At 71.9% G+C, this 16,484-nt stretch carries 16 protein-coding genes; 5 read left to right on the plus strand and 11 right to left on the minus strand.

The window, feature by feature from the left end; translation table 11 throughout:
- Window positions 1-77 precede the first annotated feature (77 nt).
- A complete protein-coding gene (locus ACFW6P_RS01670) occupies window positions 78-662 on the plus strand; it encodes a VanZ family protein (RefSeq protein WP_386422644.1) in 585 nt (194 codons plus the stop codon).
- 63 nt (window positions 663-725) lie between these two features.
- Window positions 726-938 carry a PspC domain-containing protein gene (locus tag ACFW6P_RS01675; protein WP_386351342.1) on the plus strand — a complete coding sequence of 71 codons (213 nt, stop codon included), beginning with the start codon at window positions 726-728 and terminating at the stop codon, window positions 936-938.
- Between the two features lie 88 nt (window positions 939-1,026).
- Here the strand turns inward: ACFW6P_RS01675 and ACFW6P_RS01680 are convergent, their stop codons facing one another.
- Both ACFW6P_RS01680 and ACFW6P_RS01685 read right to left on the minus strand, forming a co-directional pair.
- A complete protein-coding gene (locus tag ACFW6P_RS01680; protein WP_386422647.1) occupies window positions 1,027-1,380 on the minus strand; it encodes an ATP-binding protein in 354 nt (117 codons plus the stop codon).
- Window positions 1,381-1,517: 137 nt separating this feature from the next.
- The gene (locus tag ACFW6P_RS01685) at window positions 1,518-2,675 is read right to left on the minus strand and encodes an adenosine deaminase (protein ID WP_386422649.1); all 1,158 of its coding nucleotides are present in this window, start codon (window positions 2,673-2,675) and stop codon (window positions 1,518-1,520) included.
- A gap of 122 nt (window positions 2,676-2,797) precedes the next feature.
- Between ACFW6P_RS01685 and ACFW6P_RS01690 the strand changes: the two genes are divergently transcribed.
- Window positions 2,798-3,556, plus strand: a complete 759-nt coding sequence (locus ACFW6P_RS01690) for an alpha/beta hydrolase (RefSeq protein WP_386422652.1) — start codon at window positions 2,798-2,800, stop codon at window positions 3,554-3,556.
- Between the two features lie 73 nt (window positions 3,557-3,629).
- Here ACFW6P_RS01690 and ACFW6P_RS01695 read toward each other — a convergent pair whose 3' ends face one another.
- Complete coding sequence (locus tag ACFW6P_RS01695) at window positions 3,630-4,589, minus strand: LysR family transcriptional regulator (RefSeq protein ID WP_386351353.1); 960 nt, start codon at window positions 4,587-4,589, stop codon at window positions 3,630-3,632.
- Window positions 4,590-4,652: 63 nt separating this feature from the next.
- Here ACFW6P_RS01695 and ACFW6P_RS01700 point away from each other — a divergent pair, with 63 nt between their 5' ends.
- Both ACFW6P_RS01700 and ACFW6P_RS01705 read left to right on the plus strand, forming a co-directional pair.
- Window positions 4,653-5,924: an MFS transporter gene (locus tag ACFW6P_RS01700; protein ID WP_386422655.1), complete on the plus strand. Its 1,272-nt coding sequence runs from the start codon at window positions 4,653-4,655 to the stop codon at window positions 5,922-5,924.
- 153 nt (window positions 5,925-6,077) lie between these two features.
- A complete protein-coding gene (locus tag ACFW6P_RS01705; RefSeq protein WP_386422658.1) occupies window positions 6,078-7,094 on the plus strand; it encodes a sigma-70 family RNA polymerase sigma factor in 1,017 nt (338 codons plus the stop codon).
- On the opposite strand, the gene ACFW6P_RS01710 is transcribed toward ACFW6P_RS01705, so the two are convergent.
- From ACFW6P_RS01710 to ACFW6P_RS01745, 8 genes are all read right to left on the minus strand, one after another.
- Window positions 6,978-7,364, minus strand: coding sequence for an STAS domain-containing protein (locus ACFW6P_RS01710; protein WP_386422661.1), 387 nt, complete (start codon window positions 7,362-7,364; stop codon window positions 6,978-6,980). The two genes, ACFW6P_RS01705 and ACFW6P_RS01710, sit on opposite strands and share 117 nt — an antisense overlap.
- A 270-nt stretch (window positions 7,365-7,634) precedes the next feature.
- Window positions 7,635-8,918: a thymidine phosphorylase gene (locus ACFW6P_RS01715; protein ID WP_386422664.1), complete on the minus strand. Its 1,284-nt coding sequence runs from the start codon at window positions 8,916-8,918 to the stop codon at window positions 7,635-7,637.
- 71 nt (window positions 8,919-8,989) lie between these two features.
- Entirely contained in the window at window positions 8,990-9,394 is a 405-nt protein-coding gene (locus ACFW6P_RS01720; RefSeq protein WP_386351367.1) for a cytidine deaminase, read from the minus strand.
- Window positions 9,391-10,665 carry an ABC transporter permease gene (locus ACFW6P_RS01725; protein WP_386422666.1) on the minus strand — a complete coding sequence of 425 codons (1,275 nt, stop codon included), beginning with the start codon at window positions 10,663-10,665 and terminating at the stop codon, window positions 9,391-9,393. Before ACFW6P_RS01725 ends, ACFW6P_RS01720 begins: the two co-directional genes overlap by 4 nt.
- Window positions 10,662-11,780 carry an ABC transporter permease gene (locus tag ACFW6P_RS01730; protein WP_386422669.1) on the minus strand — a complete coding sequence of 373 codons (1,119 nt, stop codon included), beginning with the start codon at window positions 11,778-11,780 and terminating at the stop codon, window positions 10,662-10,664. Before ACFW6P_RS01730 ends, ACFW6P_RS01725 begins: the two co-directional genes overlap by 4 nt.
- Complete coding sequence (locus ACFW6P_RS01735) at window positions 11,780-13,351, minus strand: ABC transporter ATP-binding protein (RefSeq protein WP_386422671.1); 1,572 nt, start codon at window positions 13,349-13,351, stop codon at window positions 11,780-11,782. Before ACFW6P_RS01735 ends, ACFW6P_RS01730 begins: the two co-directional genes overlap by 1 nt.
- Window positions 13,352-13,563: 212 nt before the next feature.
- A complete protein-coding gene (locus ACFW6P_RS01740) occupies window positions 13,564-14,610 on the minus strand; it encodes a BMP family protein (RefSeq protein WP_386422672.1) in 1,047 nt (348 codons plus the stop codon).
- 418 nt (window positions 14,611-15,028) lie between these two features.
- Window positions 15,029-16,072, minus strand: coding sequence for a BMP family protein (locus ACFW6P_RS01745; RefSeq protein WP_386351381.1), 1,044 nt, complete (start codon window positions 16,070-16,072; stop codon window positions 15,029-15,031).
- Between the last annotated feature and the right edge of the window lie 412 nt (window positions 16,073-16,484).

A 16,484-nucleotide genomic window follows, 5' to 3' on the forward strand; every position in this document is an offset into this window, starting at 1 on the left:
GGCTGTGGCGCATGCCTCACGGGCGGATCGGGGGGCCCTCCGGAACCGTTCCGGCCGGAGGCCGCGTCTAGGGGGGCGTGCAGCGTCAAGGCTCCATCGGCGGCAGCGCCGCGTTCCGCGTCCGTGTGGCAGGGGGTGTCCTCCTCGTCGCACACCTGGCGTTCGTCGCCTGGTTCACGCTGCGGCCGCTGGACGTGCCCTGGGTGATGCCCGCCAATCTGCGGCCGCTGGCCGGGGTCAGAGCCGACCTCGCGCTGGGCTGGCCCGAGGCGGCCCGCCACATCAGCGGAAAACTCGCCCTGCTGGCCCCCCTGGGCGTGCTGCTGCCGATGGCCGGCGGGCGGCTTGCCGTCTCACCCCTCGGGTCCCTGCTGCGCACCGTCGCGGCAGGGACCCTGCTGTCGCTGGGCATCGAGCTGCTGCAGACCGGCGTGCCCGGCCAGGTCGTCGACGTCGACTCGCTGTTCCTGAACACCGCGGGCGTGGCCCTGGCGCACCTCGCGCTGGTCCCGGCGGGCCGCTCCCGGCTGCGCCGCCGCGCCCTGGCCGGCCCGTCCCTGACGCCCCTGACCCCGGACGGGCCGGCTCAGGGTCGGACCCCGACGATTCCCAGGGTCGGGATCGCCCCGTGGAGCGACGCTTTGCCCCCTTCGTCTCCGTAGCGTGGAGCGCAGACGGGGTACTCGCAGGAGACACCCCGCACACCGACGCTGAAGGAGCCGCACATGTCCCGCCTCGCCCGCCCCACCCACGGCCGCATGATCGGCGGAGTGTGCGCCGCGCTGGCACGGCGCTTCGGCACCTCCGCGTCCACGATGCGGGTGATCTTCCTGGTGTCGTGCCTGCTGCCCGGCCCGCAGTTCCTGCTCTACATCGCCCTGTGGATCCTCCTGCCCTCGGAGGACCGGACGGGAGGCAAGGCCCGGACCGCCTGGTGACGCGGTCCGTCCAGAGCGAACGCCGATGGGGCGCACCCTGTGTCCGGGGGTGCGCCCCATCCGTTTCGCGTCCGCCTCGGTGGGAGGGTCAGCCGACCGGCAGGCCGTTCACCGGCAGGCCGTGCGTGGGCAGGCCCTGCAGCGGGAGCCCGCCGAGCAGTTGGGCGGCCGGGCCGGTCGGGCCCTCGGCGAGCAACTGCTCGGCGACCGGCTGCGCCGTGGTGAGGCCGGCGCCGGCGGCCGTCTGCCCCTGAGCCAGCGCCTCGCCCGAGCCCGGCAGCGCCGGGGAGAGCTGCTCCGCCGGGAGGGCGGCGGTGACGGTCTCCAGCGTCCGGGCGGTGTCCGGGAGGGCCGGGGCGGCGTCGGCGGCGCCCGTACCGGCGGCGGCGAAGGCGGCACCGAGAGCGGCGACACCGAGGGACTTGGCAGCGGACTGCTTCATGAATTACTTCCTCGAATGGGATGGCGGGGGGTGAGCGGTCGAGCGACCGTAAACACGCGGCGCCACCAGCCGCAAACATCGAAATGCGGACGGATGGTGAACACCGTCCGCATTCCCTGTGTGCCGCATCCCGCCGGTCAGCCGTCCGAGTCGGCAGAACCGCTGGTCGAGGCGGTCTGACGGAACAGCCATTCGGATTTCAGCTCGGCATATCCGGGCTTGATCACGTCATTGATCATGGCCAGTCGTTCATCGAAAGGAATGAACGCTGATTTCATCGCATTGACGGAGAACCACTGCATGTCGTCGAGCGTGTAACCGAACGCCTCGACAAGGTGCTCGAATTCCAGGCTCACGCTGGTGTGGGACATGAGCCGGTTGTCGGTGTTGACGGTGGCCCGGAAGTGGAGCCGGCGCAGCAGCCCGATGGGGTGTTCGGCGTAGGAGGACGCGGCTCCCGTCTGGAGGTTCGAGCTGGGGCACAGCTCCAGCGGGATGCGCTTGTCCCGGACGTACGAGGCGAGCCGGCCGAGTTCGACGCGGCCGTCCTCGTGGACCTGGATGTCGTCGATGATCCGCACCCCGTGCCCGAGCCGGTCGGCGCCGCACCACTGCAGCGCCTGCCAGATGGACGGCAGCCCGAAGGCCTCTCCGGCGTGGATGGTGAAGTGGTTGTTCTCGCGCTTGAGGTACTCGAAGGCGTCCAGGTGCCGGGTGGGCGGGTAGCCGGCCTCGGCGCCGGCGATGTCGAAGCCGACGACGCCCAGGTCCCGGTAGCGGTTGGCGAGTTCGGCGATCTCCAGGGCCCGGGCGGCGTGCCGCATGGCGGTGAGCAGGGCGCCGACGCGGATGCGCCGGCCGTCCGCCCGGGCGCGCCGCTCGCCTTCCCGGAAGCCCTCGTTCACGGCCTCGACGACCTCCTCGAGGCTGAGCCCCCCCTCCAGGTGCTGCTCGGGGGCGTAGCGGACCTCGGCGTAGACGACGCCGTCCGCGGCGAGGTCCTCGGCGCACTCGGCGGCGACCCGGACCAGGGCGTCACGGGTCTGCATGACGCCGACGGTGTGGGAGAAGGTCTCCAGGTACCTCTCCAGGGAACCGGAGTCGGCGGCCTCGCGGAACCAGACGCCGAGCTTCTCCGGATCGGTCTCGGGGAGCTGGGAGTAGCCGCTGTCGCGGGCGAGTTCGACGACCGTGGCGGGGCGCAGGCCGCCGTCGAGATGGTCGTGCAGCAGAACCTTGGGCGCCCGGCGGATCTGGTCCGGTGTCGGGGTGTTCGCGATGGTCTGGCTCGTCATTTCCGCACTCTAACTCCTACGCGCGTAGACGGCGCCTTCCCGGTCGCCGACGTCTCCGTCGATACGTAACGGTGACCCCGCAGAAGGGTCGCGTACACCGACCCTTCTGACACTGTTCTGCCATGGCACACCAAGCGACGCCGGCTCGTGCGGCCCGGCTGGGCAGGGCACTCGGTCCGGAGCCGACGGCGGTGAGCGGCGTGGTGCTGCTGCTCCCCGGCGGCGACGAGGTATCCGGCCGCAGGCCGTCGCCCCTGCTGGCGACCGCCTCCGTGCGCGCCCTCGGGCGCCGGCTGGCCCGCGGGGGGCGCGCGGAGGGCCTCGCCGTGCACGTGGTGCACTACCGCTGCCGCGGGTGGAACGGCAGCGAGGCGAACCTCGCGCGGGACGCGACGTGGGCGGCGGACGAGGTCGTACGGCGGTACGGGGACGTCCCCGTCTGCCTCGCCGGCCCCGGGATGGGCGGGCGGGCCGCGCTGCGGGCCGCTGGGCACGACGCCGTCAACTCCGTCGTGGCGCTCGCCCCTTGGCTGCCGGAGGAGGACGTCGCGGCGCCGCCCGAACCGGTGAAGCAGCTGGCGGGACGGCAGGTGCTGATCGTGCACGGCACGCACGACGGGCGGACGGACCCGGAGCTGTCGTTCCGGCTCGCGGCGCGGGCGAAGAAGGCGAATCGGGACGTGTGCCGCTTCGAAGTGCACGCGGACGGGCACGGGTTGCACCAGTACCGGGACGAAGTGCTGGCGCTGGCCGAGGACTTCGTGATGGGGGTGCTGTTCGGGCGGCCCGTGTCGCGGCCCGTGCGGGATGCGCTGGCCGCGCCGCCGCCGCTGGGGTTGCGGATGCCGTTGGCGGCGGGGTTCAGTCCTTCGCGGCGGTAGCGCCGACGGGGTGTCCGCACGTCGGCTTGTGCGGGGCGTCCGTGGCTCGTCGCGCCGTTCCCAGCGCCCCCGGTCAGGGCAGCAGACTGCCCCTCCTGGAGAGCAGGAACTTCTTGAAGGCCGCCACCGGCGGTGTGTCCGGGCGGCCCTGCAGCCAGGCCACGCCGATCTCGCGGGCCGCGCGGGGGGCGGTCACCGTCAGCTCGACGACCCCCGGGCGGGGGACGGCCGGCGGGGGCAGGAGAGCCACTCCGAGGCCCGCCGCGACCAGCCCGCGCAGGGTCTCCGCCTCCTCCCCCTCGAAGGCGATGCGCGGCCTGAAGCCGGCCTCCGCGCACAGGTCGTCGGTGATGCGGCGCAGGCCGTAGCCCGGCTCCAGGGTGACGAAGGTTTCGTCGGCGGCCTCGGCCAAGCGGATGCGGCGGCGGCCCGCGAGGGCGTGGTCGGCCGGGACGACCAGGCGCAGCTTCTGTTCGTCGAGGCGGCGGGCGACCAGGTCGGGCGCGTCGGGCACCGGTGACGTCAGGCAGAGGTCGAGTTCACCGGCGCGCAGGCGCTCCAGCATGGCCTCGCCGTAGTTCTGGACCAGGCTGAAGCGGACCCGGGGGTGGTCGGCGCGGAAGGCGTGCAGCAGGCCGGGTACGGTCTCGGCGCCCATGGTGTGCAGGAAGCCGAAGGCGACCTTCCCGGTGGTGGGGTCGGCGTCGGCCCGCACCTCCTCCGCGGCGCGCTCGACCTCGGCCAGGGCCCGTTCCACGGAGGCGAGGAAGGTGCGGCCGGCCGGGGTGAGGGAGACCGTGCGGCCGTGGCGGGCGAAGAGGTCGACGCCCAGGTCCTGCTCCAGGCGGGCCATCGACCGGGAGAGGGTGGACTGCGGGACGTTCATCTCCTGGGCGGCGCGGGTGACGTGCTCGGTGCGGGCCACACCGGCGAAGTACGCCAGGCGGGGCGCGAGCACCCGCGCCATCTCCGTCCTGTCTTCTGTGTCACTGCTCGGTGACAGGCGGGGCCGTGAGCTCGGTTGATGCGCCATGGGAACGATTATGGCCGTTCCGTGCATTGGACGGAACAGTGGGAGCGTCCGTACGTTCGAGGCATGTCTCCCGCCAGTACCGGGGCGTCCACCGCCGTGGGCGCCGATGCCTCCGTCCCCGCTTCCGACTCCCGTGTGTCCCCGGGCGGGCCCGGCTACCGCCGGATGAGTCTCGCCCTCTTCCTCGCCGGTGTAGCGACGTTCGCGCTGCTGTACTCCACCCAGGCTCTGCTCCCGCTGATCTCCGGGGAGTTCGCCGTGGCGGCGGGCGACGCGAGCTGGACGGTGGCCGCCGCGACGGGTGGTCTCGCGCTCTTCGTGCTGCCGATGAGCGCGCTGTCGGAGCGCTTCGGGCGGCGTCCGGTCATGACCGCCTCGCTGGGCGTGGCGGTGACCCTCGGGCTGCTGACGCCCTTCGCGCCCTCGCTGGGCGCGCTGGTCGCGCTGCGGGCCCTGCAGGGCGCGGCGCTGGCCGGTCTGCCCGCGTCGGCGACCGCGTACCTCGCGGAGGAGGTCAGCCCCAGGGCGCTCGTCACCGCGATCGGGCTGTTCGTCGCGGGCAACAGCGTGGGCGGGATGAGCGGCCGTGTCATCACGGGCTGGGTCGCGCAGGAGTGGGGCTGGCGGGTCGCCGTCGGGGTCATCGGCGTGATCGCGGTGGCCTGTGCGGTGGCCTTCCGGCTGCTGCTGCCCGCCCCGAAGCACTTCACGGCCGGCTCGCTGCGGCCCCGGGTCCTGGCCCGGACGGTCCGCGACCACCTGTCGAATCCGCTGCTGTGCCGGCTGTACGCGATCGGCGCGCTGTTCATGACGGTGTTCGGCGGGGTGTACACGGTCATCGGCTACCGGCTGACCGAGGCCCCGTTCTCCCTGCCCCAGGGCATCATCGGCTCGATCTTCCTGGTGTACCTCGTGGGCACGGTGTCGGCCTCGGCGGCCGGACGCCTGGTGGGCCGGCTGGGCCGCCGGGGCGCGCTGTACGCGGGCGGCGCGACGACCGCGGCGGGCCTGCTGCTGTCCCTGGCCGGGTCGCTCCCCGTGGTCCTGCTGGGCCTGGTCCTCATCACGGCGGGCTTCTTCGCGGGCCACGCGGTGGCGTCCTCGGCGGTCAGCAAGACGGCCGCCCACGGCCGCGCCCAGGCCTCCGCGCTGTACCAGTCGGCGTACTACATCGGCTCCAGCGCGGGCAGCACGCTCGGCGCGGTCGCCTTCCACACGAGCGGCTGGGGCGGCACGGTCGGCGTCGGGCTGCTGGCGGTCCTGGGCGTCGTGACGATCACGGTGTTCGGGACCAGGGCGGCCCGGGTCCGGCGGCGGCCGGCCGCGGCGGTCTGAGCCCGGGCCGCCGTCTTCCTCCCGCCCGGCCGACCACCCGCTGTGACCTGCGGTTCCGTCCGCTCCGGGGGCCGTTGTCAGTGGGCTGCGGTAGCTTCCGAAGTGCTGGGGCGCGACGGCGCGTGAACAGGACGTCCACACGGGTGGGTAAAGATGGCGAACGGCACGGCGACACCGACGGACCTGGACACCGGGCTGGAGGCATACCGCACGGAGCTGACGGGTTACTGCTACCGGATGCTGGGCTCCTCCTTCGAGGCCGAGGACGCGGTGCAGGACACGATGCTGCGCGCCTGGCGCAGCCACGACAAGTTCGAGGGCCGCTCCAGCCTCCGCTCCTGGCTCTACCGCATCGCGACGAACGTGTGCCTGGACATGCTGACGGCGGGCAACAAACGCGCCAGGCCCATGGACCTGACCGAGTCCACCCCGCTCGCCCAGGCAGCCCTCTCCCCCCGCCCCGACAACACCTGGCTGGAGCCCATGCCCGACGGGCGCGTGCTGCCCACGACCGACGACCCGGCGGAGGCGGCGGTCGCCAAGGAGTCCGTGCGGCTCGCGTTCATGGCCGCCCTGCAGAACCTGCCGGCCAAGCAGCGGGCCGTGCTGATCCTCCGGGAGGTCCTGGCCTGGAAGGCCAGCGAGGTCGCCGAGCTGCTGGACACCTCGGTGGCCTCCGTGAACAGCGCCCTTCAGCGGGCCCGCGCCACCCTGGCAGAGCGGCGGCAGCCGGGCGCCGACGCGGCCGTCTCCGACCCGCTGGACGAGGACCAGCAAAAGCTCCTGGACCGCTACATGGCGGCCTTCGAGGGCTACGACATGACGGCGCTGACGGCCCTGCTGCACGAGGACGCCATCATGACGATGCCGCCGTTCGACCTGTGGCTCACCGGCGCCGACGACATCACCGGCTTCATGACCACCCTCGGCGCGCCCTGCGCGGGTTCCCGGCTGGCGCCGGTCCAGGTCAACGGCATGCCCGGCTTCGCCCAGTACAAGCCGGACCCGGAGAGCGGCGGTTTCACGCCGTGGGCGGTCCAGGTGCTGGAGATCTCAGAGGGCCGGATCACCGGGTTCCACTGCTTCCTCGACACCGAGCGCTGGTTCCCGCTCTTCGATCTGCCCCTCCATCTCGAAGGGGAGACCGACCAGGTCGAGGAGGGCGCGTAGGGCCGGGTCGGGGTCGCGCAGCCGGATCCGGCCCCCGGCCCTGCGGGCGGCCAGCTGGAGCCGCGCCAGCAGTTCCACGGCGGCGAGGCCCGGCGGTCCCAGGCCTCCGACGTCGCACACCACGACCCGGGCACCGCCATGCTGCAGCAGTGCCCGTACGTCGTCGCTCAGCCCTCTCACCTCGTCCCGGGTGACGGGGCCGGGCAGTACGAGCACGGGCGGTGTCATGGCGTTCACGAGCGGTAGACCGGCCGGTCCTCCGTAACTCATCGGGGCGGTGGGCCCGTCCGGCGCCGTGAGGATCACATTGACCCTGGTGCGGCTCAGCCCGGAAGCTTGGCTGCATGCCCCATGCATCTGCCGGTCCCGTGTCGTGTGCCCGTCTCCTCGCCGGCCGGGGGTGCCGTGCAGAGGATGTCGTTCCGCCGATCCGGCGTGGCCGGCGGCTGTGGCGCTGCGGAACCGGGGGGTGTGCACCGGCGGGCCCGTCGGTGTACGCCGCCCCGTGCGCGTGCGGTGGGCCGGAGGGCGAGCCCTCGCTCAGGCGATGCGCTCCAGGACCACCGGCGACGGCGTGAGGTCCGCGCCCGGGGCCGCGACGTCGTACGAGCCCTCGACCGCCTCCAGCGCGTACGCGAAGCGCTCGGGGGTGTCGGTGTGGAGGGTCAGCAGGGGCTGGCCCTCGGTGACCGTGTCGCCCGGCTTGGCGTGGAGTTCGACGCCCGCGCCGGCCTGCACCGGGTCCTCCTTGCGGGCCCGGCCCGCGCCGAGGCGCCAGGCGGCCACGCCGATGTCGTAGGCGTCGACGCGGGTGAGGACGCCGGAGGACGGGGCCTTGATCACGTGCTGCTCCCGGGCCACGGGCAGCTCCGCGTCCGGATCGCCGCCCTGGGCGGCGATCATGCGGCGCCAGACGTCCATGGCGGAGCCGTCGGCCAGGGCCTTCGCCGGGTCGGCGTCCCGTACGCCCGCCGCGTCGAGCATCTCCCGGGCCAGGGCGATCGTCAGCTCGACCACGTCCGCGGGGCCGCCGCCGGCCAGTACCTCGACCGACTCCCGGACCTCCAGGGCGTTGCCGGCGGTGAGGCCGAGCGGGGTGGACATGTCCGTGAGCAGCGCGACCGTCCTCACCCCGTGGTCGGTGCCCAGGCCGACCATCGTGGAGGCCAGTTCGCGGGCGTCCTCGAGGGTCTTCATGAAGGCGCCGGTGCCGACCTTGACGTCCAGGACCAGCGAGCCCGTGCCCTCGGCGATCTTCTTCGACATGATCGAGGACGCGATCAGCGGGATCGCCTCGACCGTGCCGGTGACGTCGCGGAGCGCGTAGAGCTTCCTGTCGGCGGGGGCCAGCCCGTCACCGGCCGCGCAGATCACCGCGCCGGCGCCGTCCAGGACGTTCAGCATCTCGTCGTTGGAGAGCAGCGCGCGCCAGCCGGGGATGGACTCCAGCTTGTCCAGCGTGCCGCCGGTGTGGCCGAGGCCGCGGCCCGACAGCTGCGGGACGGCCGCACCGCAGGCGGCGACCAGCGGCGCCAGCGGGAGGGTGATCTTGTCGCCGACGCCGCCCGTGGAGTGCTTGTCGGCGGTCGGGCGGGACAGGGACGAGAAGTCCATGCGCTCGCCGGAGGCGATCATCGCGGCGGTCCAGCGGGCGATCTCGCGGCGGTTCATGCCGTTGAGGAGGATGGCCATCGCGAGGGCCGACATCTGCTCGTCGGCCACCTCCCCGCGGGTGTACGCGTCGATGACCCAGTCGATCTGCGCGTCGCTGAGTTCGCCGTGGTCCCGCTTGGTGCGGATGACGGAGATGGCGTCCATGGCCATGGCTTGGCTTCCTTCCGAGGGTTCCAGAAGCCGTACGGCCCCCCTGAGCAACTCAGCAGGGCCGCACGGGGTTACGTGCTGAGGTGGCCCGGCCCGAAGGCCTGCGGCAGCATCTCCGACAGCGGCAGGATCCCCGCCGGGGTGTCCATCAGGAGGTCCGGGCCGCCGAACTCGTACAGCAGCTGGCGGCAGCGGCCGCACGGCACGAGCGGCGCGCCGTCGCGGTCGACGCAGGTGAAGTGCGTCAGCCGGCCGCCCCCGGTGTTGTGCAGCTCCGACACCAGGCCGCACTCGGCGCACAGGCCCAGCCCGTAGGAGGCGTTCTCGACGTTGCAGCCGGAGACGATCCGGCCGTCGTCGACCAGGGCCGCCACGCCCACCGGGTAGCCGCTGTACGGGGCGTACGCCCGGGACATGGCGTCCCGGGCCACCGCGCGCAGCCGCTCCCAGTCGACCGCGGGACCGGCGTCGGTCACTTGCCCTGTCCCTTCCGGTACGGCAGACCGTCCGCCTTGGGCATCCGCAGCCGCTGCGCGGACAGGGCCAGGACCACCAGGGTGATGACGTACGGCGTGGCCGAGACGACCTGGTTGGGGACCTCGTCGGTGGTCGCGTACCAGGCGAACACCAGGGCGCCGACGACCGCGGTGATCACCGCGGGGACGTACTTCTTGCGGACCACCAGCCAGATCGCGCCGATGACCAGCAGCAGCGCGCCGAGCAGCAGCAGGGCGTGGACGTTGGTGGAGCCGCCGCGCAGGTTGAGGCTGTCGGTGTAGCCGAACAGGCCCGCGCCGAGGGCGAGTCCGCCCGGCATCCAGTTGCCGAAGATCATCGCGGCGAGGCCGATGTAGCCGCGTCCGCTGACCTGGCCCTCCAGGTAGAAGGGGTTGGCGACGATGGACAGGAACACGCCGCCGAGGCCGGCCAGACCGCCGGAGATGACGACGGCGATGTACTTGTACTTGTAGACGTTGACGCCGAGGGACTCTGCGGCGACCGGGTTCTCACCGCAGGAGCGCAGCCGCAGGCCGAACGCGGTGCGCCACAGGATCCACCAGGTGGCGGGGATCAGCGCGACGGCGATCAGGGTCAGCCAGGAGACGTTGGTGACCAGGCCGCCGAGCAGGCCGGCGATGTCCGAGATCAGGAACCAGCCCTTGGCGTTGAGGTCCCGCAGGGCGTCGGACAGGCCGGGCACCGTGAAGTGGCCGAGGGAGTCCACCGCCGGGGACTGCTTGGCGGAGCCGCCGGTGTGGCCCTCGAAGGCGAGGGGCGCGAGGTAGCGGGTGGCGCCCAGGGCGAGGATGTTGATGGCCACACCGGAGACGATGTGGTTGACGTTGAAGGTGACGGTGACGAAGGCGTGCAGCAGGCCGCCGATCGCGCCGCCCGCGATGCCCACCAGGACACCGGTCCACGGGCCCCACTGGAAGCCGGCCCAGGCGCCGAACCAGGTGCCGAGGATCATCATGCCCTCGAGACCGATGTTGACCACGCCCGCGCGCTCGGCCCACAGGCCGCCGAGGCCGGCCAGGCCGATCGGCACGGCGAGCTGCAACGCGGTGGACATCTGGCTGACGTTGGTGATGCCGTCGGCGCCGGTGATGATGCGGACGATCGAGGTGAGCGCCAGTCCGCCGGCGATGACGAGCAGCAGGACGGGCCACGACAGGCGGCGGCCGGTCGGTGCCGCGGGCTGCAGCGTGGGCTGGTTGACGTCGATCGCCGAGGTAGGAGCGGTCATCGGCCAGCCACCTCCTTCGTGTTCTGAGCGCCGAGGACGTGGCCCGCGGCGAGTTCTGCGCCGACGCGGCGCTGCTGGCGGCGCAGGCCCCATTCGCGGACGGCCTCGTAGGAGACGACGACGGAGAGGACGATCAGGCCCTGCATGATGACCGCGATCTCCTTGTCGTAGCCGTGGAAGTCCAGCTCGGGCGAGGCCTTGTCGAGCCAGGCCCACAGCAGGGCGGCGAAGGCGATGCCCACGGGGCTGTTGCGGCCGAGCAGGGCGATGCCGATACCGAGGAAGCCGATGCCGGTGGGGAAGTTGAGGCTGTAGGTGTGGGTGTCGCCGAGCAGGATCGGCAGGCCCGCGAGGCCCGCGATGCCGCCGGAGATCAGCATGGCGCTGAGCACCATGCGCTTGGGGTCGACCCCGCTGGCCGCGGCGGCCGTCTGCGAGGCGCCGGAGGCGCGCAGGTCGAAGCCGAAGCGGGTGCGGTTGAGGACCACCCAGTAGCCGATGCCGAGCAGCACGGCGAGCAGCACCAGGCCGTAGATCTCACCGGCCTCGCCCAGGGGGATGCCGGGAATCCAGCCGGACTCGTACATCTCGCCGGTGGTGTTGTTGTTGCCGACCTTCACACCGAAGACGTCCGGCAGCCACAGGTAGGCGATCACGGAGGTGGCGATCGCGTTGAGCATGATCGTGGCGACGACCTCGCTGACGCCGCGGGTGACCTTGAGGACACCGGCGATGCCGGCCCAGAAGGCGCCGGTGAGGACGGCGGTCAGGAGCAGCAGCGGGACCTGGATCGCGGCGGGTGTGTTCACGTGGGCGCCGACGATGGCGGCCATCATGGCACCGAGCTGGTACTGGCCGTCGACGCCGATGTTGAACAGGTTCATCCGGAAGCCGATGGCCACCGCGAGGGCCGCGATGTAGTACATCGAGGCCTGGTTGATGATCAGGACCTGGATGTCCGAGAAGCCGAGCTGTTCGAACATCAGGGCGAAGGGCTCGAACGGGCTCTTGCCCGACGCGATCAGCACGATCGCGCTCAGGACGAAGGCCACGGCGAGCGCGATGACCGGTCCGGCCACCGCGAGGAGCACGCGCTCCTTGTCGAACTTCTTCATCAGCGGGCCTCGTCTTCCGGAGACTCGGGGGCGTCGCCCTTCGAGCTCTCGGGCGTCTCGTCGTGCGCGAGGTGCCCGGTGGCGGCACCGGTCATGGCCGAGCCGAGCTCCTCGGGGGTGATGGTGGCCGGGTCGGCGTCGGCGACCAGCCTGCCGTTGTAGATCACGCGCAGCGTGTCGGAGAGGCCGATCAACTCGTCCAGGTCGGCGGAGATCAGCAGCACGGCCAGGCCCTCGCGGCGGGCCTCGCGGATGTGGTCCCAGATGGCGGCCTGGGCACCGACGTCCACACCGCGGGTCGGGTGGGCGGCGATGAGGAAGCGCGGGGTGTGGCTCATCTCGCGGCCGACGATCAGCTTCTGCTGGTTGCCGCCGGACAGGGAGGCCGCGGTGACGTCGATGCCGGGGGTGCGGACGTCGTACGTCTCGACGATGCGGCGGGTGTCCTCCCGGGCGGCCTTCGGGTCCAGCCAGACGCCCTTGGCGAGCGGCTTCTCGGTGACGTGGCCGAGGATGCGGTTCTCCCAGAGGGGCGCCTCGAGGAGGAGGCCGTGGCGGTGGCGGTCCTCGGGGATGTAACCGACGCCCTGCTCACGGCGCTTGCGGGTCGGCCAGGCGGTGATCTCCTCGTCGGCGAGCCGTATGGTGCCGGAGTCGGCGTGCCGCAGGCCGATGAGGGCGTCGACGAGCTCGGTCTGGCCGTTGCCCTCGACGCCGGCGATGCCGAGGACCTCGCCCGCGTGGATGGTGAAGCCGATGCCGTCGAGAAGGGCCTTGCCGCCGGGGGCCGCGAGGCGCAGCCCCTCGACGCTGATGACCGGGCGGTCGGTGACCGTGGACTCGGCCGTCTCGGGCGTGGGCAGCTGGCTGCCGACCATCATCTCGGCGAGCTGGCGCGGGGTGGTCTCGGCGGGGACAGCCGTGCCGACGGTGGTGCCGCGGCGGATGACGGTGATCTCGTCGGCGACGGAGAGCACTTCGCCGAGCTTGTGCGAGATGAAGATCACCGAGAGGCCCTCGGACTTCAGTTCGCGCAGGTTGGCGAAGAGGGCGTCGACCTCCTGCGGCACGAGCACGGCGGTCGGCTCGTCCAGGATCAGGGTGGTGGCGCCGCGGTAGAGGACCTTGAGGATCTCCACGCGCTGGCGGGCGGCGACGCCGAGCTCCTCGACCAGCAGGTCGGGCTCGACGCCGAGGCCGTAGCGCTCGGAGAGGTCCCTGATCGTGCGACGGGCCTTGGCGCCGATGCCGTGGAGCTTCTCGCTGCCGAGGACCACGTTCTCCAGGACCGTGAGGTTGTCGGCGAGCATGAAGTGCTGGTGGACCATGCCGATGCCGCGGGCGATGGCGTCGGCCGGCGACGAGAAGCCGACCTGCTGCCCGTCGACGGCGATGGTGCCCTCGTCCGGCTTCTGCATGCCGTAGAGGATCTTCATCAGGGTCGACTTGCCGGCGCCGTTCTCGCCGACGAGGGCGTGGACGGTGCCCTTGCGGACGCTGAGGTGGATGTCGTGGTTGGCCACGACACCGGGGAAACGCTTGGTGATCCCGGCGAGCTCGACGGCGGTCACCGATTCGTTGACCGCCGCTCCGGCCGGAGGGCTGCTGGACGCGTTGATGGCGCACTCTCCTGGGGACGGGGGTCGTCTACGCGCGTAGCGCCCCTACGGCATGCGAAGGGGCCGGCGCACCGCGGCAAGCGGGGTACGGGGAGCAGCCTCCCCGTACCCCGCCGAGCGAACGCAACCCCGGGGTCACCGCCTCGTGGCGAGGCGGTCGGTCGTCAGCTGCTCTTGACCTTGATCTCGCCGCTGATGATCTTCTCCTTGGCCGTCTTGATGGCTTCCTGGAGCTCGGCGTCGTCCGCGAACTTCGGGTTGGAGTTCGACAGGCTCACCTCGCCGGTCTTCAGATCGCCACGAACGATACCGGTCTCGGGTTTGCCGTCCTCCACCGACTTCGCCAGGTTGTACACGGCCTTGGCGACGTCCTTCATCGCCGAGGTCAGGATCGAGTCCTTGTACTTGGCGAGGGCTTCCTGCGTGTACTGGTCGGAGTCGACGCCGATCGCCCAGACCTTGTTGGCGGCGGCGGCCTCGATGACGCCCTGGCCGGAGAGGCCGGCGGCCGCGTAGACCACGTCCGCCTTCTTCTCGATCTGGCCCTCGGCGGCCGTCCTGCCCTTGTCGGGGCTGGAGAAGCCGCCCTCCTCGGCCGTCTGCGTCAGGTACTGCGACAGCACCTTGACCTTCGGGTCGGTGTCCTCGACACCCTGCGCGAAACCGGCCTGGAACTTGTGGATCAGCGGGATGTCCACGCCGCCCACGAAGCCGACGACCTTCGACTCGGTGCTCTTGGCGGCGGCGACGCCGGCCAGGTAGGAGGCCTGCTCCTCGTTGAAGACGAGGTCGGCGACGTTCTTCTTGTCGATCGTGGCGTCGTCGACGATGCCGAAGGTGGTGTCCGGGAACTTCTCCGCGGCGCCCTTGACGGCTGCGGCGTACGCGTAGCCCACGCCGATGACCGGGTTGTAGCCCTGCTTGGCCAGCGAGACCAGGCGCTGCTCCTTGTCGGCGTCCGTCTCGCCCTCGGTGGGCTCCTGGTCGGCCGTCTGGTACCCGAACTCCTTCTTCGCCTGCTCCAGGCCCGCGTAGGCCGCGTCGTTGAAGGACTGGTCGCCCTTGCCGCCGACGTCGTAGGCGATGGCGAGCCCCTTGTCGCCCTTGGAGTCCGACCCGGCGGAGGTCGAGGTGCCGCCGCAGGCGGAGAGAGCGAGGGCCAGGGAGGCGGTCGCTGCGCCTGCGACCGTGATCCGGGAAATCCGGCGCATGTGTGGGTGCTCCTAGTCGTACTAGCGCCGGACGGTACAGCTCGGGACGGCTTCACAGCTTCGGCGCTGGCTTCCGCCGCAGATTAACGCGCGTAGACCTGCCTGAAAACCCCTTCTGTCCACCTTGTTATCCGCCCGTGGCCAAGCCCTCACCGTCCCTCGCCGGGGCGTCGCCGACCGCGAACGGGGCGTGGCGCTGGGTGACCCACGGACGGACGCGGCACCGGGAACGCGCGGCGGGGGGGGGGCCGGGGGGGGGGCGCCCCCGGCGCCGCCCGCGCGCCAGGCCGCCGCAGGGGGGGGTGGAAGGGTTGGGGGGGGGGGGGGGGTCCCCCCCGGCGGGCCGGGCCCCGGGCCCCGGGGGGGGGGGGGCCCCGGGGGGGCCCCCCCCGCTTCCGTCACCGTACGACCGGCGCTGCTACTGCGTGTTGACCTTGATGGAGCCGTCGTCGATGCCCTGCTTGGCCTTGTCCACGGCCTCCTTGAGACCCGCGACCTTGGCGAACTCGGGGTTCGACTCGGACAGGCCGACGCCGTTGACCTTCAGGTCGAAGGTCTGGGTGCCGGTGAGCGGCTTGTCGTCGTGGACCGACGTGGCCAGTGCGTAGACCGCGCCGCCGACGTCCTTGAGCGCCGAGGTCAGGATGTAGTTCTTGTACGGCGCGAGGGCGGCCTGCTTGTACTGGTCGGAGTCGACGCCGATCGCCCAGACCTTGGCCTTGGCTGCGGCCTCGATGACGCCCTGGCCGGAGAGGCCGGCGGCCGCGTAGACCACGTCCGCCTTCTTCTCGATCTGGCCCTCGGCGGCGGCCTTGCCCTTGTCGGGGCTGGAGAAGCCGCCCTCCTCGGCCGTCTGCGTCAGGTACTGCGACAGGACCTTCACCTTGGGGTTGGTGTCCGTGACGCCCTGTTTGTAGCCGGCCTCGAACTTGCGGATCAGCGGGATGTCCACGCCGCCCACGAAGCCGACGACGTCGGACTTGGTGGCCTTGGCGGCGGCGACACCGGCGAGGTACGAGGCCTGCTCCTCGGCGAAGACCAGGGAGGCGACGTTCTTGCCCTCGACCACGGAGTCCACGATGCCGAAGGTGGTGTCCGGGTACTTCGAGGCCACGGCCTTCATGGCCGGGCCGTAGGCGAACCCGACGCCGATGACCGGGTTGTAGCCCTGCTTGGCCAGCGACGCGAGCCGCTGCTCCTTGTCGGCGTCCGTCTCGCCCTCGGTGGGCTCGATGTCGGCCGTCTTGTAGCCGTACTCGTCCTTGGCCTTGGTCAGACCGGCGTAGGCGGCGTCGTTGAAGGACTGGTCACCCTTGCCGCCGACGTCGTAGGCGATGGCGACGCCCTTGTCGCTGCCGCCGCCGTCGCCACTGTCACTGCTGGTACCGCCACAGGCCGTGGCGACGAGGCCCAGCGACGCGACCCCCACCGCGACGCGGGTCAGTTTGGAAATCCGACGCATCTGAAGTTCCCCATTCTCCGAAGCTCCGCAGCGGGTGCTCAGTTCGGCGCACCTTAACGCGCGTAGACACTCCTGGGAACGGGTCGCCGCAGGGCCGTTATCCATTCGTGCCGATGGCCGGTTACACCGTTGTGAACCGCGGGCTCGAACGGGGTCGAATGGTGCACTCGGAAACGCGGCGCGTGCGTGCTCATCACGCGGACCAGACTCTCCCGGGGGTGGACGGGGCGCAACCGGGCGGAACGGACGGGGTGCGGGGTTGGAGCCTCGTGGGGGGTGGAGCGTCGCCGGGGGCGTGAGGAGGGTCGCCGGGGCGCTCGAACCCGTGACAGGCCCCACGCCCCCGACCCGGTCACCCACACACCCCGGCCGGCGCGGCACGGCCCGGCGGGGTGAGGACGTACAAACCCCC

Origin of the sequence: Streptomyces sp. NPDC058741 (assembly GCF_042746715.1) — a bacterium.
Lineage (GTDB): Bacteria > Actinomycetota > Actinomycetes > Streptomycetales > Streptomycetaceae > Streptomyces.